The following is a 14761-nucleotide window of genomic DNA, read 5'->3' as shown; positions in this document are numbered from 1 at the left end:
ATAGTATCTATACGCTTTGATGGACATTGATTGAATAAGAATCAGAATACAGAAGTCTAGCTGAAAGAGTAGAGTATCTAAACAATTTAGGTCCAGTGAACTGCGGGTTTAAAGAATTTACAACTCGTGATACTTCTGGATTTAACTTTGAAATGTAAAAATTACGAATTATAGGAGGAAATACAATGGAACCACTTATTGTACTTGTCGTTGTCACACTGGCGATTCTCGGAGCAGGAGCCGCAGGGGTAAGCCGTCTACGGTCATGGCCGGTCGCACTTCGGGGCGGACTAGCAGCAATGTTCGTGCTGACCGGGGTGGTTCATTTCGTCTGGATGCGGGAAGATCTTATCAGCATGGTCCCACCAGCACTGCCATACCCTGGCTTAATTGTGACCATCACTGGTATACTGGAACTGGCCGGCGCTGTTGGATTGCTGTGGCGGCCGACAGTCCTTTGGGCAGCAGGCGGGCTCACTGTCCTGCTTATTGTGATGTTCCCAGCCAATATCTATATAGCACTCGAAGGTCTCACAACCAATCCTGCAGATGCTCTGGTCCCTCGCACCATAATGCAGCTTGTATTCCTGACAGCGACCATTGCAGTCCTTGCATCCGACATGCGTCGTCGGTCTAGTCAGCAACCACCGACAGCACAGGACAGGAAAATCAAATAACTTTTTTAACACCGTTCCATTTTCGAACGGTGTTTGATGTGTTAAAGAATTAAAATTAAAAGACTTTATTGCCATTGCTGCAGCTTTTGAAGAAACAAGAGTTGGAAACAAGTAGCTAGAATATTTTGGGAAAAATCTTACTTCAATCGTTTCTCTTGAGGCAGTAAAAGAATTAGAACCTACTGTATTGGCACTAGTTAAGTTTAAATTTCAACCAGCGATATAAAAGAGGTTTGAGAGAAAAAAACAATTCTTTTTTTTGTGAAAAATTGACGATTAAAGGAAGAAGTTATATTATATCGATAAGAGTAAATTTTCCCTAATGGTGAAAATTTATTTCGAAATAAGAATTGGGTTACCGTGTATAAAAGGAAATGATGTAGTAAGTACATAAAAAGAACCAACTGTGAAAGGGGGACTGGAAATTTGAAAAAAAAGAAATTTCTACTTTGGACAATAGCAATCATCTCCATTTTTCTTATCACATCCATTGTGTATAGTTTTTTGCGTGACGATGATCCATATCAGTATTTTACTGGATTAGGAGATAGTTTTGATATTTCTGCAGATGATGCAACATATGTGTTTTCTTATTATAAGGATGGGAAAGAAGCAATTTATTTAGCAAATGCAGATGGTACAAACGTAAAGCAATTAACAGAAGGGGAAACAGAAAGGCATCATAACCCAAGATTTTCCCATGATAGCACAAAAATAGTATTTTTATCAAAAGATGCAGACGGAATTAATTCCCTTTATACGATAAATAGTGATGGAAGCAATCCTACGAAACTAGTATCGAACAAAATGCATGTTTCCGAAGCGACTTATTCTCCTGCTGATGACACGATTTATTATATAGCAATGCCTGCTGATGAATTTAAAAAATCAGAAGAAGAAACGAAAGAGGGCTATGAGTTATATTCTATTGACACAAATGGAGAAGACGAAAAACAATTAACAAATGCAGATTACTTCAGCATGAATTCTCTTTCGGTATCATTAGATGGCAAAGAAATATATTTTAGCTCTTTTGACGGAAAAGAAAAATTCTATTCCTATTCATTAGAAGAAGGAAAAGCGAAGGAATCTATACTAACGAAACATTTGCCAAAGGACAGCTACTCTCCTCAATTATCTACGAATGGCGAAAATATGCTTTATACAGCAGTTTCGAAAGAATCAGAAAACAAATCTCTCTTTGAGTATGAACTGTTTTTAATGGATACGAGAAATGGGGAAACACAAAGGCTGACAAACTTGAAAGCATCAGTCGCATCCCCTCGATTTTTTCATAAAACGAATAAAGCAGCTATTTTGAAAAATACGAATTGGCCAAACGAACCGTCTAAATTTGATTTCATTACGGTGGATTTAGGAACGAAAAAATTACAAACCATTTCCTTCGATATAGCAAAGCCTAATGATAGCCACCGATTGATTCAAATGGTAAATCAACTTGTTAATGGCATAACGATAGCTATTTTGTATACTGTTTTAGTAGGATTATGGTCCACTTATCAATATATACAGAGCAAAAAAAGCTATTTACCTGTTATCATCAGCTTTTGTCTAAGCGTTACAGCCTTTATCGCTAGTTTCGTTGTGACCGTACTCATCGATCCTTGGTACGGAATTGCGGTTGCCATGATCTCAGCATCATTATTAGGCTGTACACTGATTGTGTTTATTTATGCTTTTGCTTTGAGATTTTTTGGGAAAAGAAAAAAGTAGTTTAATATTTTTGTAATATAAGAGAGGTGCTTTCTATATAGGAAGCGCCTTTTTTAATTGTATAATTAATAAAAAAGGAGGAACTGAATATGGTAAAAGCAATCGTTTTAGATCATACATCAATTGATGTAAACAGTTATCAGGAAGAAAAAATAAATGGATTACATCAAATTTCTGTTGTTTTTTCTGTAACAAGTGAGGACTATCATGATATAACGACACTGCTGTATAAAGGAATGTTTCATGTTTCTGTTCCTGAAAAAGACCTCGTATTTCGGGGGGCGATTCATCAATATTCTACGTCTATAACTAATTTGTATAAAAAAGGAAAAGTTGGTGAATTTTCATTAAGTATTCGTGAAATGAAACATGAAGAAGGAAGACAATCGTGATGAAGCTAAGCATATTGGATCAATCACCTATTTCCTCCAATCAAACAGCAGAAGAGGCTCTTCAGCAATCGATGAGATTAGCACAAGCTGGAGAATCATTTGGTTATACTCGCTATTGGATTGCCGAGCATCATAATTTACCTGGACTTGCATGTTCAGCTCCAGAAGTGATGTTGAGTTATATTGGAGCAAATACGGAAAAGATTCGTATCGGCGCAGGGGCGGTTTTGCTGCCATATTATCGCCCATATAAAGTAGCTGAAACATATAATATTTTGTCTACCTTGTTTCCTGGCCGCATAGACATTGGGATTGGAAGAGCTCCTGGTGGATCAGCAGAAGCAACCAATGCGTTAACAGACAATTTTTTGCAGCAAGTATGGGCACTGCCAAATTTAGTAGAAGATTTGCTGCGTTTTTTAGAAAATGATTTTCCATCTGACCATATGTTTGCAAAGGTGACAGCTTCCCCTTTACCGAAAGCCCCGCCAATGCCATGGTTTCTAGGCACAAGCAAAAAAAGTGCGCTGCTTGCCGGACAAAAAGGGATTGCCTACGCATTCGGGCAATTTATGAGTGATAAAGATGGTGCTGAAATTATTCAACAGTATAGAGATGCATTTATACCAAAAAAACATGGGGATATGCCACAAGTTATCTTAACAGTTTCCGCTGTTTGTGCAGAAACAATGGAAAAAGCAGAAGAAATTGCTTTCAGTTCCCTTGTCTGGTCCTTACAAAGAGGAGAGGGAAAAGGAGAAAAAGGTGTTCCTTCCAGAGAAGAAGCAATCGAATATATGCGAAACAATCAAGAAAAAGAAAGAATCGAAAAAATGAAACAAAAAATGATCATAGGCAATCCAAAAGAAGTAAACGAGAAACTGCGTCACTTAAAAGCAATATATCATGCAGATGAGATTATGATTGTAACCATTACTCATGATCCAGAAGACCGAATTCAGTCCTATCAATTGATTGCAAAAGAAAGGTTAATGAAAGATGATACATAAGAGGTCCTATCTGCAGGGGCCTAACAAATAGTCAGAAATACTTTACTTTCTTTCGTTTCCCTAAAAACAGAAGCACTGTTCCTTACTAGAGTTCTTTTATTTACAAATGGAGGAAACTCTTATATTATTTTCTAATAGATAAAGGCTGTTTTCTCAAAGTTTGTTGTTTTTTACATATATATATCATATGGAAAAGCGTTTCTTAGCAGCCTGCATACACGTAGACATCTGTGGGAATGCGAGAAAGACGAGACCCCGCAGGAGCGTATGCGACGAGGAGGCTCGACGCTCGCTAAACGGACGAAGTGTATGCAGGCTGCGCGTTTAAAAGCAACAATCTATACGAAAACAGCCTAGTTAAAAACGGGAATTATTTTTAAAATGCAGAGTGAAAAAGGAGATAAACGTGATAAAATATATTATTTTTGATTTTGATGGAACAATTGCCGATTCTAAATTGGCTTTTTTACATGCATGGAATCAACTTTCAGAGAAATATAAATACAAGAAGCTAAAAATCGAAGACTATGAGATGATAAGAAGGCTTTCGATAAAAGAAAGAAGCAAATTAGTTCAGTTTCCTATGTATAAACTGCCTGTATTTATGCCTGAGCTTTTAAAATTGTATAGAGAATCAATCACAGAGATTAAGTTGTTTGATGGAATGAAAGAATTGCTGATAAATTTAGAAGAGTCGGGCTATCAAGCAGCAATTATTTCTTCAAATGCAGAAAAAAATATTCGTGAATTTTTAGTGAACAATAAATTGAACAGTATTAAAGAAGTATTATGTTCAAGCCGTATTTTCGGAAAGGATAAAATAATCAGCAAGTTTTTAAAATCTCATGGGCTTCAACCATCGGAAGTGATTTATGTTGGGGATGAATGCCGTGATATTGTCGCCTGCAAAAAGGTAGGGGTGAAAGTTATTTGGGTAGGTTGGGGCTATGATGCTGCTGAAATTGCTCATGTAGAGAATCCTGATTATTCCGTTAATAAGCCTGATGAAATAGCGGAGATTATTGGGTATACTCCTTCATAATGCATAAAAAGGATGAGATCAAGATCTTTTTTGGATTTTAACTCATCCTCTTTATCTATCGTTTTAATATAATTGTGATTCCAAACATATTCAATGGCCTATATTCGAGCATTTTTTATAACATTTATCATCATTTCTGCATTCGGATAGTTCGCTTCTGTATATTGGTGAATCACTTTTTCTTGATCAAAATCAACACGTTCAATCGAGGTGCTGATACTTCCTTCTTTGATTTCAACTAAGCCATATGAAGCTTTTGTTAATCCATCAAAAGGCAGCCCAACACTGCCAATATTCATGATTATTTTACCGTTAATATATCTAATATACGGTTTATGTATATGCGCATATATGTAGACTTCAGAATCTGTCCTCGACATTAATGTTTCTTGGATAACTGTATCATCCGTATTTGGAAGAACGACATCAAATAGACTAGTTGGTGTTGCATGAAAAGCATGAATAGATGCGCCTTCTGCTTCAAAATGGAGTTCAGTAGGCAAGCTTTCCAAGTAGTCAATATCACTTTGCTGTAATTTGGAGACTATCCATTCTCGTTCAAGATTCATTAATTCCAATACTTTATCAGGAACCTCCCCTTTTTGAACGCCTCGTATAACCCATTCATCGGCATTTCCCTTAATAATACTTGTATTTAAGCTGCGAACTAAATCAAGGGAACGTCTAGGCTCTGGTCCTCGATAACAAAGATCGCCAAGGACATAAATATTATCAACATTTTTCTTATTTATATCTTCTAGTACGGATTCAAGTGCAACTGCATTTCCATGTATGTCTGAAATGAACGCAATTTTCATGGCAACCAAAGCTCCTTTTAAATAAACTTTTGACATCATTGAGGATGTTCAAAAAGTCATCAAACTAAAGCCTTTAATTTCTCAGTTGGCTTACTTCTAATTTGTTCCCTTTTTGAACATATAAACATACTCTAATATTATCATTTCTTTTGGAAGAAGTTAACTAAGATATTCTCTAGTAATGCAACCTATCATTGCAGTCGTGTACCACATAGTTGATAACTAGAAGTGGGAATCTTCTCTCCTTAATTTATTTTAAACACATTAATCAAAGAAATTATTGAATAAATTCCAATGTTTCTTTAAATTTTAGTTTAAATAAAAAATGAAATAGGGTAGAATAAATCTATCTTGCTTTTCTGGAGGTTTATATGTTTAATTCAAAAAAAAGTCAAGTAATTGACTGCACGATTCGTGATGGTGGACTTGTTAATAATTGGGACTTTAGCGTTGATTTTGTCCGTGATTTATATAAATATTTAAACGCTGCTGGTGTGGATTTTATGGAAATTGGCTATAAAAATTCACCAAACCTTGTATCAACAGAAGGGGTTGGCCCATGGCGTTTTCTCGATGAAAACTTTTTAAAAGAAGTCATTCCAAATAAACAGCATACAAAGCTTTCTGCTCTTGTTGATATTGGTAGAGTGGATGAAAATGATATATTGCCTTGTGAAGAAAGTCATCTTGATATGATTCGTATAGCTTGTTATTTAAAAGATGTTGATAAAGCGATTGACTTAAATAATATCTTTAAAGGCCGAGGCTATGAAACAGCTGTCAATATTATGGCTGTTTCAAATGCGATGGAGCATGATTTATCAGAAGCACTTATTAAACTAAATGAGAGCAGCGTCGATGTTGCTTATATCGTTGATTCATATGGTAGCTTATATCCAAGAGATATCGCTTATTTAGCGGATAAATTCAGCCGACAATGCCCAAATAAAAAATTCGGCATTCATGCACACAATAACATGCAGCTTGCTTTTTCGAATACATTGACTGCCATCGAAAACGGTGTTCAATATCTTGATAGTTCTGTTTTTGGAATGGGACGAGCAGCAGGAAATTGTCCAACTGAGCTACTATTAGGTTATTTAAAGGATCCTCAGTATAATGTTAAACCGATATATGAAGCTATTGAAAACTTAATGATTCCACTGCGAAAAGAAGTGGAATGGGGCTATATTATCCCGTATACGATCACTGGTCAATTAAACGAACATCCACGTTCGGCTATGGCGTTAAGAAATGGTGAAAATAAAGATCGTTACAAGGCATTTTATGACCAATTAACAACAGTAGAAACGACTGTAAAATAAGAAGATAAAAATAAGTGAGGAGTACTCTTTGTAGTATTCCTCATTTTTTGTATGATGAAAAATAATATGAATACTGAATCAAGGAGAATAGTAACAAAAATTGGGATGCAAATGACCGAACTCTACCTAAAAGAAACTCCCGCTTAGTGTAAATAGGAAGTGATAAATAAAAAAACTGCTGAAATCAATTTGGTTTCAGCAGTTTTTTTATTAAAGGCTCTGTTAAATTCTATTGTTGATTTATGAATAGTCAGGGAATCCACTTGCCTTCCGCGGAAATCGAGCGATAAGCTTCAGAAAACCCCTTTTAACAGAGCTTATTTTCAGGGTAGACACCCATGCAAGAAAATTTGCACCATGGCGCATGGAAAGAAGCAGTCTCCACATTTATAGCGCAGAGCAGCGTGAATACACGAAGACTCCTGCGGGAAAGCGAGACAGACGAGACCCTGCAGGAGCGTAGCGACGAAGCGGCTCGGCGCTCGCCCGCGGAAAGCGTAGTGTATTCACGCTGCGGAACTACTTTTCAGGGTAGCTTTAATAAAAGAAGCTATATATCAACAGCTAATTTATAATAATATTATTTTCCTATAAAAAACATTTTAAAAATACACAAAAATTCTGTACATGAGAATAACTATCTGTTAGAATTTTATTAAAAGTTGCATTAGGTAAACATATTTTTATCGGTTTAAATAATTTGTCCTAACGCAAGGGAGGATATTATGAAAATTATTTCAGTGAAAGATTTAGCCGTTTCATATAATGGGAATCCTGCTTTATATCAAGTGAATGTTGATTTAGAAAGTGGAAGATTAATTGGTGTGGTAGGTCCAAATGGTGCAGGAAAATCAACTTTTATCAAAGCATTACTGGAATTAACACCGAAAGATGGAGGAAAGGTTGAAATTTTCAATGAACCAGTAAAGAAAAATAAAAAAAGAATTGCTTATGTACCGCAACGAAGCAATATTGATTGGACATTTCCAATTACTGTATTAGATACAGTAGTGTTAGGAACATATCCGACACTCGGTCTTTTTCGTCGCCCAGGTAAACGAGAAATAGCATGGGCATATAAATGTTTGCAAAGAGTGGGGATGGAAGGTTTCGCAAAAAGGCAAATCGGAGAGTTATCTGGAGGACAGCAGCAGCGTGTTTTCATGGCGAGAGCACTTGCTCAAAAATCTGAACTTTTTCTTTTAGATGAACCTTTTGTCGGAATTGATATGGCTAGTGAGGAAGTTATTGTCCAAATATTAAAGGAATTAAAAGCAGAAGGCAAAACGGTAGTGGTAGTTCATCATGACTTAAGTAAAGTAGAGAAATATTTTGATGACCTTATTTTGTTAAATAAAACCGTTATTAAAGTAGGCCCTGTTCGTGAAGTGTTTACAAGACAACATATTATTCGAGCATATGAAGCAGATTTTCAATTTCAATCATTTTTGCAAGATCATTCTGTTCAACATTCTGCAAATGCTGAACATGTATAGAAAGGAGGAGGAAAAATGGATTTTATTCAGGCGGTAATGAATTATGGATTTTTACAGAAAGCATTGTTGACTTCTGTAATGGTTGGTGTTATTTGCGGTGTAATTGGAAGCTTTATTATTTTAAGAGGGATGTCATTAATGGGGGATGCGATTTCTCACGCTGTTTTGCCGGGAGTTGCAATTTCTTATATTTTTGGTTTTAATTTCTTTTTTGGTGCCGCAGTCAGTGGGTTAATAGCGGCGCTTGGCATTGGATATGTAAGTCAGAATAGCCGCATTAAAAATGATGCAGCGATTGGTATTATGTTTAGTACATTTTTTGCACTAGGAATTATATTAATTACGATGTTAAAAAGTTCAAGTGACCTTTACCATATTTTATTTGGAAATGTGCTAGCTGTTCGTACATCCGATATGTGGATTACTTTTTTTATCGGATTATTTATTTTAATAGTCGTATTTGTATTTTTTAAAGAATTATTAGTTAGTTCATTTGATCCTACTATGTCAGCTGCGTATGGTCTTCCAAATAAAGTAATTCATTATTTGCTAATGACATTGCTAACACTTGTGACTGTTGCATCCTTACAAACAGTTGGGATTGTACTTGTAGTTGCTATGTTAATTACACCTGCATCAACGGCGTATTTATTAACGAATAGACTTTCAGTGATGATTTGGTTGGCTGTGACTTTTGGAACACTGGCTTCGGTAATTGGCCTTTATTATAGTTATATCTATAATTTAGCATCAGGAGCATCTATTGTTGTTGTTTCAACGATATTCTTTTTAATCGCTTTTATATTTTCACCAAAGCAAGGCATTTTATGGAATAAAATTAGATCATATAAACAACGTGTTCGTTCACGTGAAATATAAGATAAGAATAAATAAGAGGGAGCTACTTTAATGAAGAAAATTTTTATAATTGGGTTAATGTCCATATTAATTATATTCGGCGTTGCTGGCTGTGGTAAATCTAGTGATAATGGTGAATCAGATGGTAAAGTGAAGATAGTGGCTACTTATTCTATACTTGCTGACATCATAAAAAATGTCGGTGGGGAGCATGTATCTATTCACTCCATTGTACCAGTAGGTAAAGACCCACATGAATATGATCCACTGCCAGGAGATATTCGTGCAAGTACAGATGCAGATATGATTTTTTATAATGGTTTGAATTTAGAGACAGCAAATGGCTGGTTTAACAAAATGTTAGAGACTGCAGGTAAAAAAGATAAAGAAGATGAGGAAGTTTTTTGTATTAGCAAAGGGGTTGCTCCAAAATATTTAACGTCAAAAGGGAAAGAATCAGAACAGGATCCGCATGCATGGCTTGATTTAAATAATGGTATTAAATATGCGGAAAATGTACGCGATGCTTTAATTAAAAAAGATCCAAAACATAAAGAAGATTATGAAAAAAATGCTGCTGAATATATTAAAACATTAAGTGACTTGCACAATGAAGCGAAAGCAAAGTTTGCTGATATTCCAGAGGAACGACGTGTATTGGTAACGAGTGAAGGTGCATTTAAATATTTCTCTGCTGCTTACGGATTAAAAGCAGAATACATTTGGGAAATCAATACAGAAAGTCAAGGAACAAGTGCACAAGTAAAACGAATTGTCGACATTATAAGAGAAGGTCATATACCTGCATTATTTGTTGAATCAAGTGTTGATCCAAGAAGTATGGAAATGGTTTCTCAAGATTCAGGTGTTGAGATTAAAGGAAAAGTTTTCACTGATTCTATCGGAAAACCAGGTTCTGAAGGAGATAGTTATCTTAAGATGGTGAAATGGAACCTAGATACTATTCATAAGGGCTTAGCAGAATAATAGAACAAAACGAGTATCTCAAAAAATAAGAGTGCTCGTTTTTTGTATTGGCTCTTTTTGTATAGATTATTGTTATTTAACCCTCAGCCTGCATACACTTCGCTTTCCGCGGGGCGAGCGCCGAGCCGCTTCGTCGCTACGCTCCTGCAGGGTCTCGCCTGTCTCGCTAATCCCACAGGAGTCGTGCGGACGCCTCTCCTAACCAAAATGATGGTCGTTTTCAAACTCTCTATACCATTTTTACCCTAATAAATTTAAGTGTTTCACCTACAAATTATCTAATAAAACACTTTTTCAGTGCCGTCGCTATGCTCCTGTGGGGTCTCGTCTTTCTCGCTTTTCTAAGCAGGAGTCTACGTGTATTCAGGCTGCTCAGTGTTTAACCATGTTTATTGTTTTATTCAAAAACAACAAACTTTTAGAAAACAGCCTTTGTATTTTAAGGTCTATCATCATCTGTTAATTAATGGTGAAAAAAGTTAAAGCAATATATTTCAAACGATTAGAAGGAACCATATCATTCATATAAGGCTACAACATCATTCAATTCGTGTAATGCATGTGGTTCTATTTTTAATGTCGTCGTTGGTTCACCAGTGCCTCCGTAAATAAAATCATATTGGAAAAGCTGTTTGTCAACGATGCAAGGCAAGTCAATGCCAATCATTGCCACACTTCCTACATGGAATCCGGTCATTTTTTCAACTTCATCAGGTGAAGCTAAGTTTACTTTGTAGCAGTTTATTAATTCCGCTATTTTTTCGAAACAAACCTTTTTTCGTTCACCAGAAACAACGAGATAAAAATATCCTCTATCGGTTTTAAGTATTAATGATGGAGCTGTTTGGCCGATGCGAATACCGAAATAGCTGGAGCCATCCTTTGCTGAACGGATCGGTTTTTCATGGTGGATCAATTCATACTTATAATTGCTTTTCGATAATATCATCTGTAATTTTTCCATTAGAAACACCTCCTTATTCATTTTACTAAATTCGTTGTTTTCATTGCGCTTTTTCATTTACTTGTTGCAAAATTGCCTTATTTAAAGCTGATTAGAAATATATAGATTTCCTTATTATGCCAAGGTATACTATTAAAGAAAAAGTCTGAAGGACAAAAGGAGAGGATGACGATAAAAAGTTATTTGAATGTTACAGAGGGGAAAAACAGTTGGAAGCGTTATTTAAGTTCCGTTCTTATAGCCATTGCATTTATGTTTGTTGGTTCGATAATATACGGTGTAATTGAAGCAATAATGGTTTACTTCGATGGTGATGAAAGTACGTATATTGATTTTGATACAGCAATGCCTGTTGGTATTAACCCCAATCTTAATTTATTGTTAACACATATAGTCAATATTTTATGGGTGATTGGCATTTGGATAGGGGTTCGTTTTATACATAAAAGACGTTTCATAACACTTATTACGCCCAATAAAACAATCCATTGGGGTAGAGTATTGTGGGGATTTGCTGTATTTGGCGGATTGCTGATACTCACGACACTTATTGATTTTCTATTTAATTCATCTGAGTATAGCTGGAATAATGTACATGTGAAAGAATATATCATTTTATTTTTAATTGTTTTAATTTTGGTGCCAATCCAAACAACGTCAGAAGAATTGTTCTTTAGAGGAATGCTTCTGCAGTGGATAGGAAAAAGATTAAAACAGCCGATTCTACTTTCTCTTATTATTGGACTTATTTTTGGATCCATGCATTTTGCTAATCCAGAAATGGGTAAATCATTTGTTTTCGTAGGTTTGGATTATATTGTAACAGGATTTGCATTAACCTATATTTCTGTTAAAACAGGCAGCTTGGAACTATCCATTGGGGCACATGCTGCCAATAATATGTTCCTTTTTTGGTTTTTAACTACTGATGATTCGGTAGCAGGAGATATTCCAAGCTTATTTAAAACTGTTAATGACTCTCCGGGCATTTCTCTAATCTGGTCCATTGTTATTTTTATTGTTTTTTATTTATTAAGCAGGAAAAAAGTAAATAAAGAACGCAGTTAAGCGATATAAAACTCCTATGAAGTCTCGTCCTTCGTCTCCGCCATCTAACAAGGGAAAGGCAGATGCAAACCTAATAAAGGTGGCGTGAGCGGAGCTACTTCATCCATCATAAGGATAAAAAACAAACTATGGAGCACCATCACTCGTATTGTTCTATTAAAATTGGCGTAGCTCCGGCCCCTTTTCCATAAAAAAGAATGAAGACCCATAGTGGCAGCAGCCTTCTATGGGTCTTCATTCTCTGACTATACTCTTTTTCTACTCACGAATAATTCACTCTTACCCTATTAAGATATTTTTTGTAAAAGGTTTGCATGAACTAGTCGATTTCGTACGATAATGCCGATCCAGCTCGCTAAAAATGCTTTAATTAAGCCAACCACAATAAAAGGATAAGCTCCAGCATCTAGTGCAGCACTCCAGCTCATATCAAGTACAAACTTTAATTGAATGGTTCCTAGAATTAATGTAATGATCATGCCAATTGTATTAGCAGCAAAGGCCATTGGAATCGAATACGTTGTTTTTTCTAAAATATAACCTGTAACAAATGCAGAAATAATAAAGGCAAAGATATATCCGCCAGTGGGCCCAATTAATACGCCAAACCCAGCGCTTGCTCCTGCGAATACAGGTAATCCAATGGCTCCTAGCAATAAGTAGCAAATCATGGAGATTGCTCCGTATCTGCTTCCAAGGATAGTAGCTGTTAATCCAACTGCTAATGTTTGACCGCTAATCGGAACATACGGCAATGGAATTTCCATTTGAGCTAAAATGGCTGTTATCGCAGCAAAAAAGCTGCATAATATTAAATTTTTTAATTTCATTATTTTTTACCTCACTTTTAAAATGTAAACTATTACATATGAAAGGTTAACATATAATTAGTATTATGTTAAGTAAAAATTTTTTTGGTATAAAAAATAATTTTAACGAAATAAGTTGTATTAAATTCTTTCTTTAAATCCACAGATAGAAGGTAGTAAAAAATCAATAAACTAAACAATTCTTGATTTTTTCCATTATAATAAGAAAATAAACAGCATGTTAGGCGGGAAAAGATTGATCGATCATAATGAACGACCATTAAATTATTTATATACATATGCGTGTCATGAGGATGAAATATCATTATGCAGATTGGAAATGCGGTCATTGTTCCATGTTGATAGTGAAACCTTGTTAATAGAAAGTCCGTTGCGGATAGATCCAAGTCGCAGTCCATTTATAAAAGACAGAATAGATCTTTTATATAAAGGAAAAAGTGTGGAGGAAATAATATGTCAGGTCAGGGACTTGCACATTAAAGATACTACCTTTAAAGTTATTTTTATCGAAAATCCTGATTTTCGAGGGGAATTTCCGTTTGAAAAAAGACGAGAAATGGCAAGAATGATAGGAATGGAGATAAAAGGAACGGTCAATTTAGTAGACCCTGAACATTTGTTTGCAGTGATGCCTGTAAAGGATGGCTTGGTATTTGGAAATTATCATAAAAGCGAGTCGATTTGGCTGAAGCATCAATCAAAACCACAACAATATTCAACTGCTCTTAGCACACGTGTGGCAAGAGCGGTAGTGAATATTGCTGTCCCGAATCCAAAAGGAAAAAAAGTGATTGACCCTTGCTGCGGAATTGGAACTGTTTTAATAGAAGCATTATCGATGGGGATAGACATTGTCGGCAGTGACAGAAACCCTCTTGTAACGGGAGGAGCACGGGAAAATATCGCTTTTTTTGGACTAGAAGGCGAAGTAAGGTTAATGGATATACGGGATATAGAAACTCATTATGATGTTGCTATAATCGATATGCCATATAATCTTTGTTCTGTTTTGCCTTCTGAAACGAAATTGGAAATGCTGCAATACGCCCGCCGTTTTGCAGACAAAGCCGTTATTATTACGGTAGAAGAGATCGATTTTTTTATAAAAGAAGCAGGATTTATAATTAAGGATCGTGCAGTTGCAAAAAAAGGAAATTTTATCAGACAAGTGTTGGTTTGTGAGTAAACATTGTTTTTTTCAAATGGCTGTGTTAAAGCTAATTGTTGATTTTAAAACTTTGTTGATTGGAGCGGAAGGCGTGAGACTCCTGCGGGAAAAGCGAGTCAAAGGGAGACCCCACAGGCGCACAGCGACGGCACTGAAAAAGTGTTTTATTAGATATAATTATAGGTGAAACACTTAAATTTATTAGGATAAAAATGGAATAGATAGTTTGGAAACGACCATCATGTTGGTTAGGAGAGGCGTCCGCACGACTCCTGCGGGATTAGCGAGACAGGCGAGACCCCACAGGAGCAAGGCGACGAGGAGGCTCGGCGCTCGCCCCGTGGAAAGCGTGTGGTAAGCCTCGGAAAACCGAACGAAAACCTCTGCGTTGC

The 14761-nt window shown here is 35.9% G+C and carries 14 protein-coding genes; 11 read left to right on the top strand and 3 right to left on the bottom strand.

Annotation, left to right across the window (positions count from 1 at the left end; genetic code table 11):
- The first annotated feature begins 185 nt into the window (after positions 1-185).
- The 5 genes from ACTYA4_RS13835 to ACTYA4_RS13815 all read left to right on the top strand — a co-directional run bounded on the left by ACTYA4_RS13835 (position 186) and on the right by ACTYA4_RS13815 (position 4855).
- Positions 186-677, top strand: coding sequence for a DoxX family protein (locus ACTYA4_RS13835; protein WP_445505691.1), 492 nt, complete (start codon positions 186-188; stop codon positions 675-677).
- A 426-nt stretch (positions 678-1103) separates the two neighbouring features.
- Positions 1104-2411: a DPP IV N-terminal domain-containing protein gene (locus ACTYA4_RS13830; RefSeq protein ID WP_443482484.1), complete on the top strand. Its 1308-nt coding sequence runs from the start codon at positions 1104-1106 to the stop codon at positions 2409-2411.
- Positions 2412-2500: 89 nt separating this feature from the next.
- The gene (locus ACTYA4_RS13825) at positions 2501-2803 is read left to right on the top strand and encodes a DUF3219 family protein (protein ID WP_443482483.1); all 303 of its coding nucleotides are present in this window, start codon (positions 2501-2503) and stop codon (positions 2801-2803) included.
- Positions 2803-3813 (top strand): LLM class flavin-dependent oxidoreductase, encoded by a 1011-nt coding sequence (locus ACTYA4_RS13820; RefSeq protein ID WP_445505699.1) that lies wholly within the window; start codon positions 2803-2805, stop codon positions 3811-3813. The genes ACTYA4_RS13825 and ACTYA4_RS13820 overlap by 1 nt, the downstream gene beginning before the upstream one ends.
- Before the next feature lie 406 nt (positions 3814-4219).
- Positions 4220-4855: an HAD hydrolase-like protein gene (locus ACTYA4_RS13815; protein WP_443482482.1), complete on the top strand. Its 636-nt coding sequence runs from the start codon at positions 4220-4222 to the stop codon at positions 4853-4855.
- A gap of 98 nt (positions 4856-4953) precedes the next feature.
- On the opposite strand, the gene ACTYA4_RS13810 is transcribed toward ACTYA4_RS13815, so the two are convergent.
- Positions 4954-5673: a metallophosphoesterase family protein gene (locus tag ACTYA4_RS13810; protein WP_443482481.1), complete on the bottom strand. Its 720-nt coding sequence runs from the start codon at positions 5671-5673 to the stop codon at positions 4954-4956.
- A 371-nt stretch (positions 5674-6044) separates the two neighbouring features.
- Here ACTYA4_RS13810 and ACTYA4_RS13805 point away from each other — a divergent pair, with 371 nt between their 5' ends.
- The 4 genes from ACTYA4_RS13805 to ACTYA4_RS13790 all read left to right on the top strand — a co-directional run bounded on the left by ACTYA4_RS13805 (position 6045) and on the right by ACTYA4_RS13790 (position 10339).
- Entirely contained in the window at positions 6045-6998 is a 954-nt protein-coding gene (locus ACTYA4_RS13805; protein WP_443482480.1) for an aldolase catalytic domain-containing protein, read from the top strand.
- Positions 6999-7723: 725 nt separating this feature from the next.
- On the top strand, positions 7724-8494 hold the full coding sequence (locus ACTYA4_RS13800) for a metal ABC transporter ATP-binding protein (protein WP_443482479.1): 771 nt from the start codon (positions 7724-7726) through the stop codon (positions 8492-8494).
- 15 nt (positions 8495-8509) lie between these two features.
- A complete protein-coding gene (locus ACTYA4_RS13795; protein WP_443482478.1) occupies positions 8510-9373 on the top strand; it encodes an iron chelate uptake ABC transporter family permease subunit in 864 nt (287 codons plus the stop codon).
- Between the two features lie 30 nt (positions 9374-9403).
- The gene (locus ACTYA4_RS13790) at positions 9404-10339 is read left to right on the top strand and encodes a metal ABC transporter substrate-binding protein (RefSeq protein ID WP_443482477.1); all 936 of its coding nucleotides are present in this window, start codon (positions 9404-9406) and stop codon (positions 10337-10339) included.
- A gap of 517 nt (positions 10340-10856) precedes the next feature.
- On the opposite strand, the gene ACTYA4_RS13785 is transcribed toward ACTYA4_RS13790, so the two are convergent.
- Positions 10857-11303: an aminoacyl-tRNA deacylase gene (locus ACTYA4_RS13785; protein WP_443482476.1), complete on the bottom strand. Its 447-nt coding sequence runs from the start codon at positions 11301-11303 to the stop codon at positions 10857-10859.
- Positions 11304-11468: 165 nt separating this feature from the next.
- Here ACTYA4_RS13785 and ACTYA4_RS13780 point away from each other — a divergent pair, with 165 nt between their 5' ends.
- Positions 11469-12371, top strand: a complete 903-nt coding sequence (locus ACTYA4_RS13780) for a CPBP family intramembrane glutamic endopeptidase (protein WP_443482475.1) — start codon at positions 11469-11471, stop codon at positions 12369-12371.
- 287 nt (positions 12372-12658) lie between these two features.
- On the opposite strand, the gene ACTYA4_RS13775 is transcribed toward ACTYA4_RS13780, so the two are convergent.
- A complete protein-coding gene (locus ACTYA4_RS13775; protein ID WP_443482474.1) occupies positions 12659-13201 on the bottom strand; it encodes a biotin transporter BioY in 543 nt (180 codons plus the stop codon).
- A 235-nt stretch (positions 13202-13436) separates the two neighbouring features.
- On the opposite strand from ACTYA4_RS13775, the gene ACTYA4_RS13770 reads away from it, so the two are divergent.
- Entirely contained in the window at positions 13437-14387 is a 951-nt protein-coding gene (locus ACTYA4_RS13770; protein ID WP_443482473.1) for a TRM11 family SAM-dependent methyltransferase, read from the top strand.
- The last annotated feature ends 374 nt before the right edge of the window (positions 14388-14761 follow it).

The organism is Niallia yueguangensis (genome assembly GCF_052663115.1).
Note: the sequence above shows the minus strand (reverse complement) of the source record. Positions and strands in the feature narration are given on the sequence as shown.

What these genes read in the sequence shown, in the direction of transcription:
- ACTYA4_RS13835 (WP_445505691.1), top strand. Translation starts at nt 186, where the DNA reads ATGGAACCACTTATTGTACTTGTCGTTGTCACACTGGCGATTCTCGGA.
- ACTYA4_RS13825 (WP_443482483.1), top strand. Translation starts at nt 2,501, where the DNA reads ATGGTAAAAGCAATCGTTTTAGATCATACATCAATTGATGTAAACAGT.
- ACTYA4_RS13820 (WP_445505699.1), top strand. Translation starts at nt 2,803, where the DNA reads ATGAAGCTAAGCATATTGGATCAATCACCTATTTCCTCCAATCAAACA.
- ACTYA4_RS13810 (WP_443482481.1), bottom strand. Translation starts at nt 5,673, where the DNA reads ATGAAAATTGCGTTCATTTCAGACATACATGGAAATGCAGTTGCACTT.
- ACTYA4_RS13805 (WP_443482480.1), top strand. Translation starts at nt 6,045, where the DNA reads ATGTTTAATTCAAAAAAAAGTCAAGTAATTGACTGCACGATTCGTGAT.
- ACTYA4_RS13800 (WP_443482479.1), top strand. Translation starts at nt 7,724, where the DNA reads ATGAAAATTATTTCAGTGAAAGATTTAGCCGTTTCATATAATGGGAAT.
- ACTYA4_RS13795 (WP_443482478.1), top strand. Translation starts at nt 8,510, where the DNA reads ATGGATTTTATTCAGGCGGTAATGAATTATGGATTTTTACAGAAAGCA.
- ACTYA4_RS13790 (WP_443482477.1), top strand. Translation starts at nt 9,404, where the DNA reads ATGAAGAAAATTTTTATAATTGGGTTAATGTCCATATTAATTATATTC.
- ACTYA4_RS13785 (WP_443482476.1), bottom strand. Translation starts at nt 11,303, where the DNA reads ATGGAAAAATTACAGATGATATTATCGAAAAGCAATTATAAGTATGAA.
- ACTYA4_RS13780 (WP_443482475.1), top strand. Translation starts at nt 11,469, where the DNA reads ATGACGATAAAAAGTTATTTGAATGTTACAGAGGGGAAAAACAGTTGG.
- ACTYA4_RS13775 (WP_443482474.1), bottom strand. Translation starts at nt 13,201, where the DNA reads ATGAAATTAAAAAATTTAATATTATGCAGCTTTTTTGCTGCGATAACA.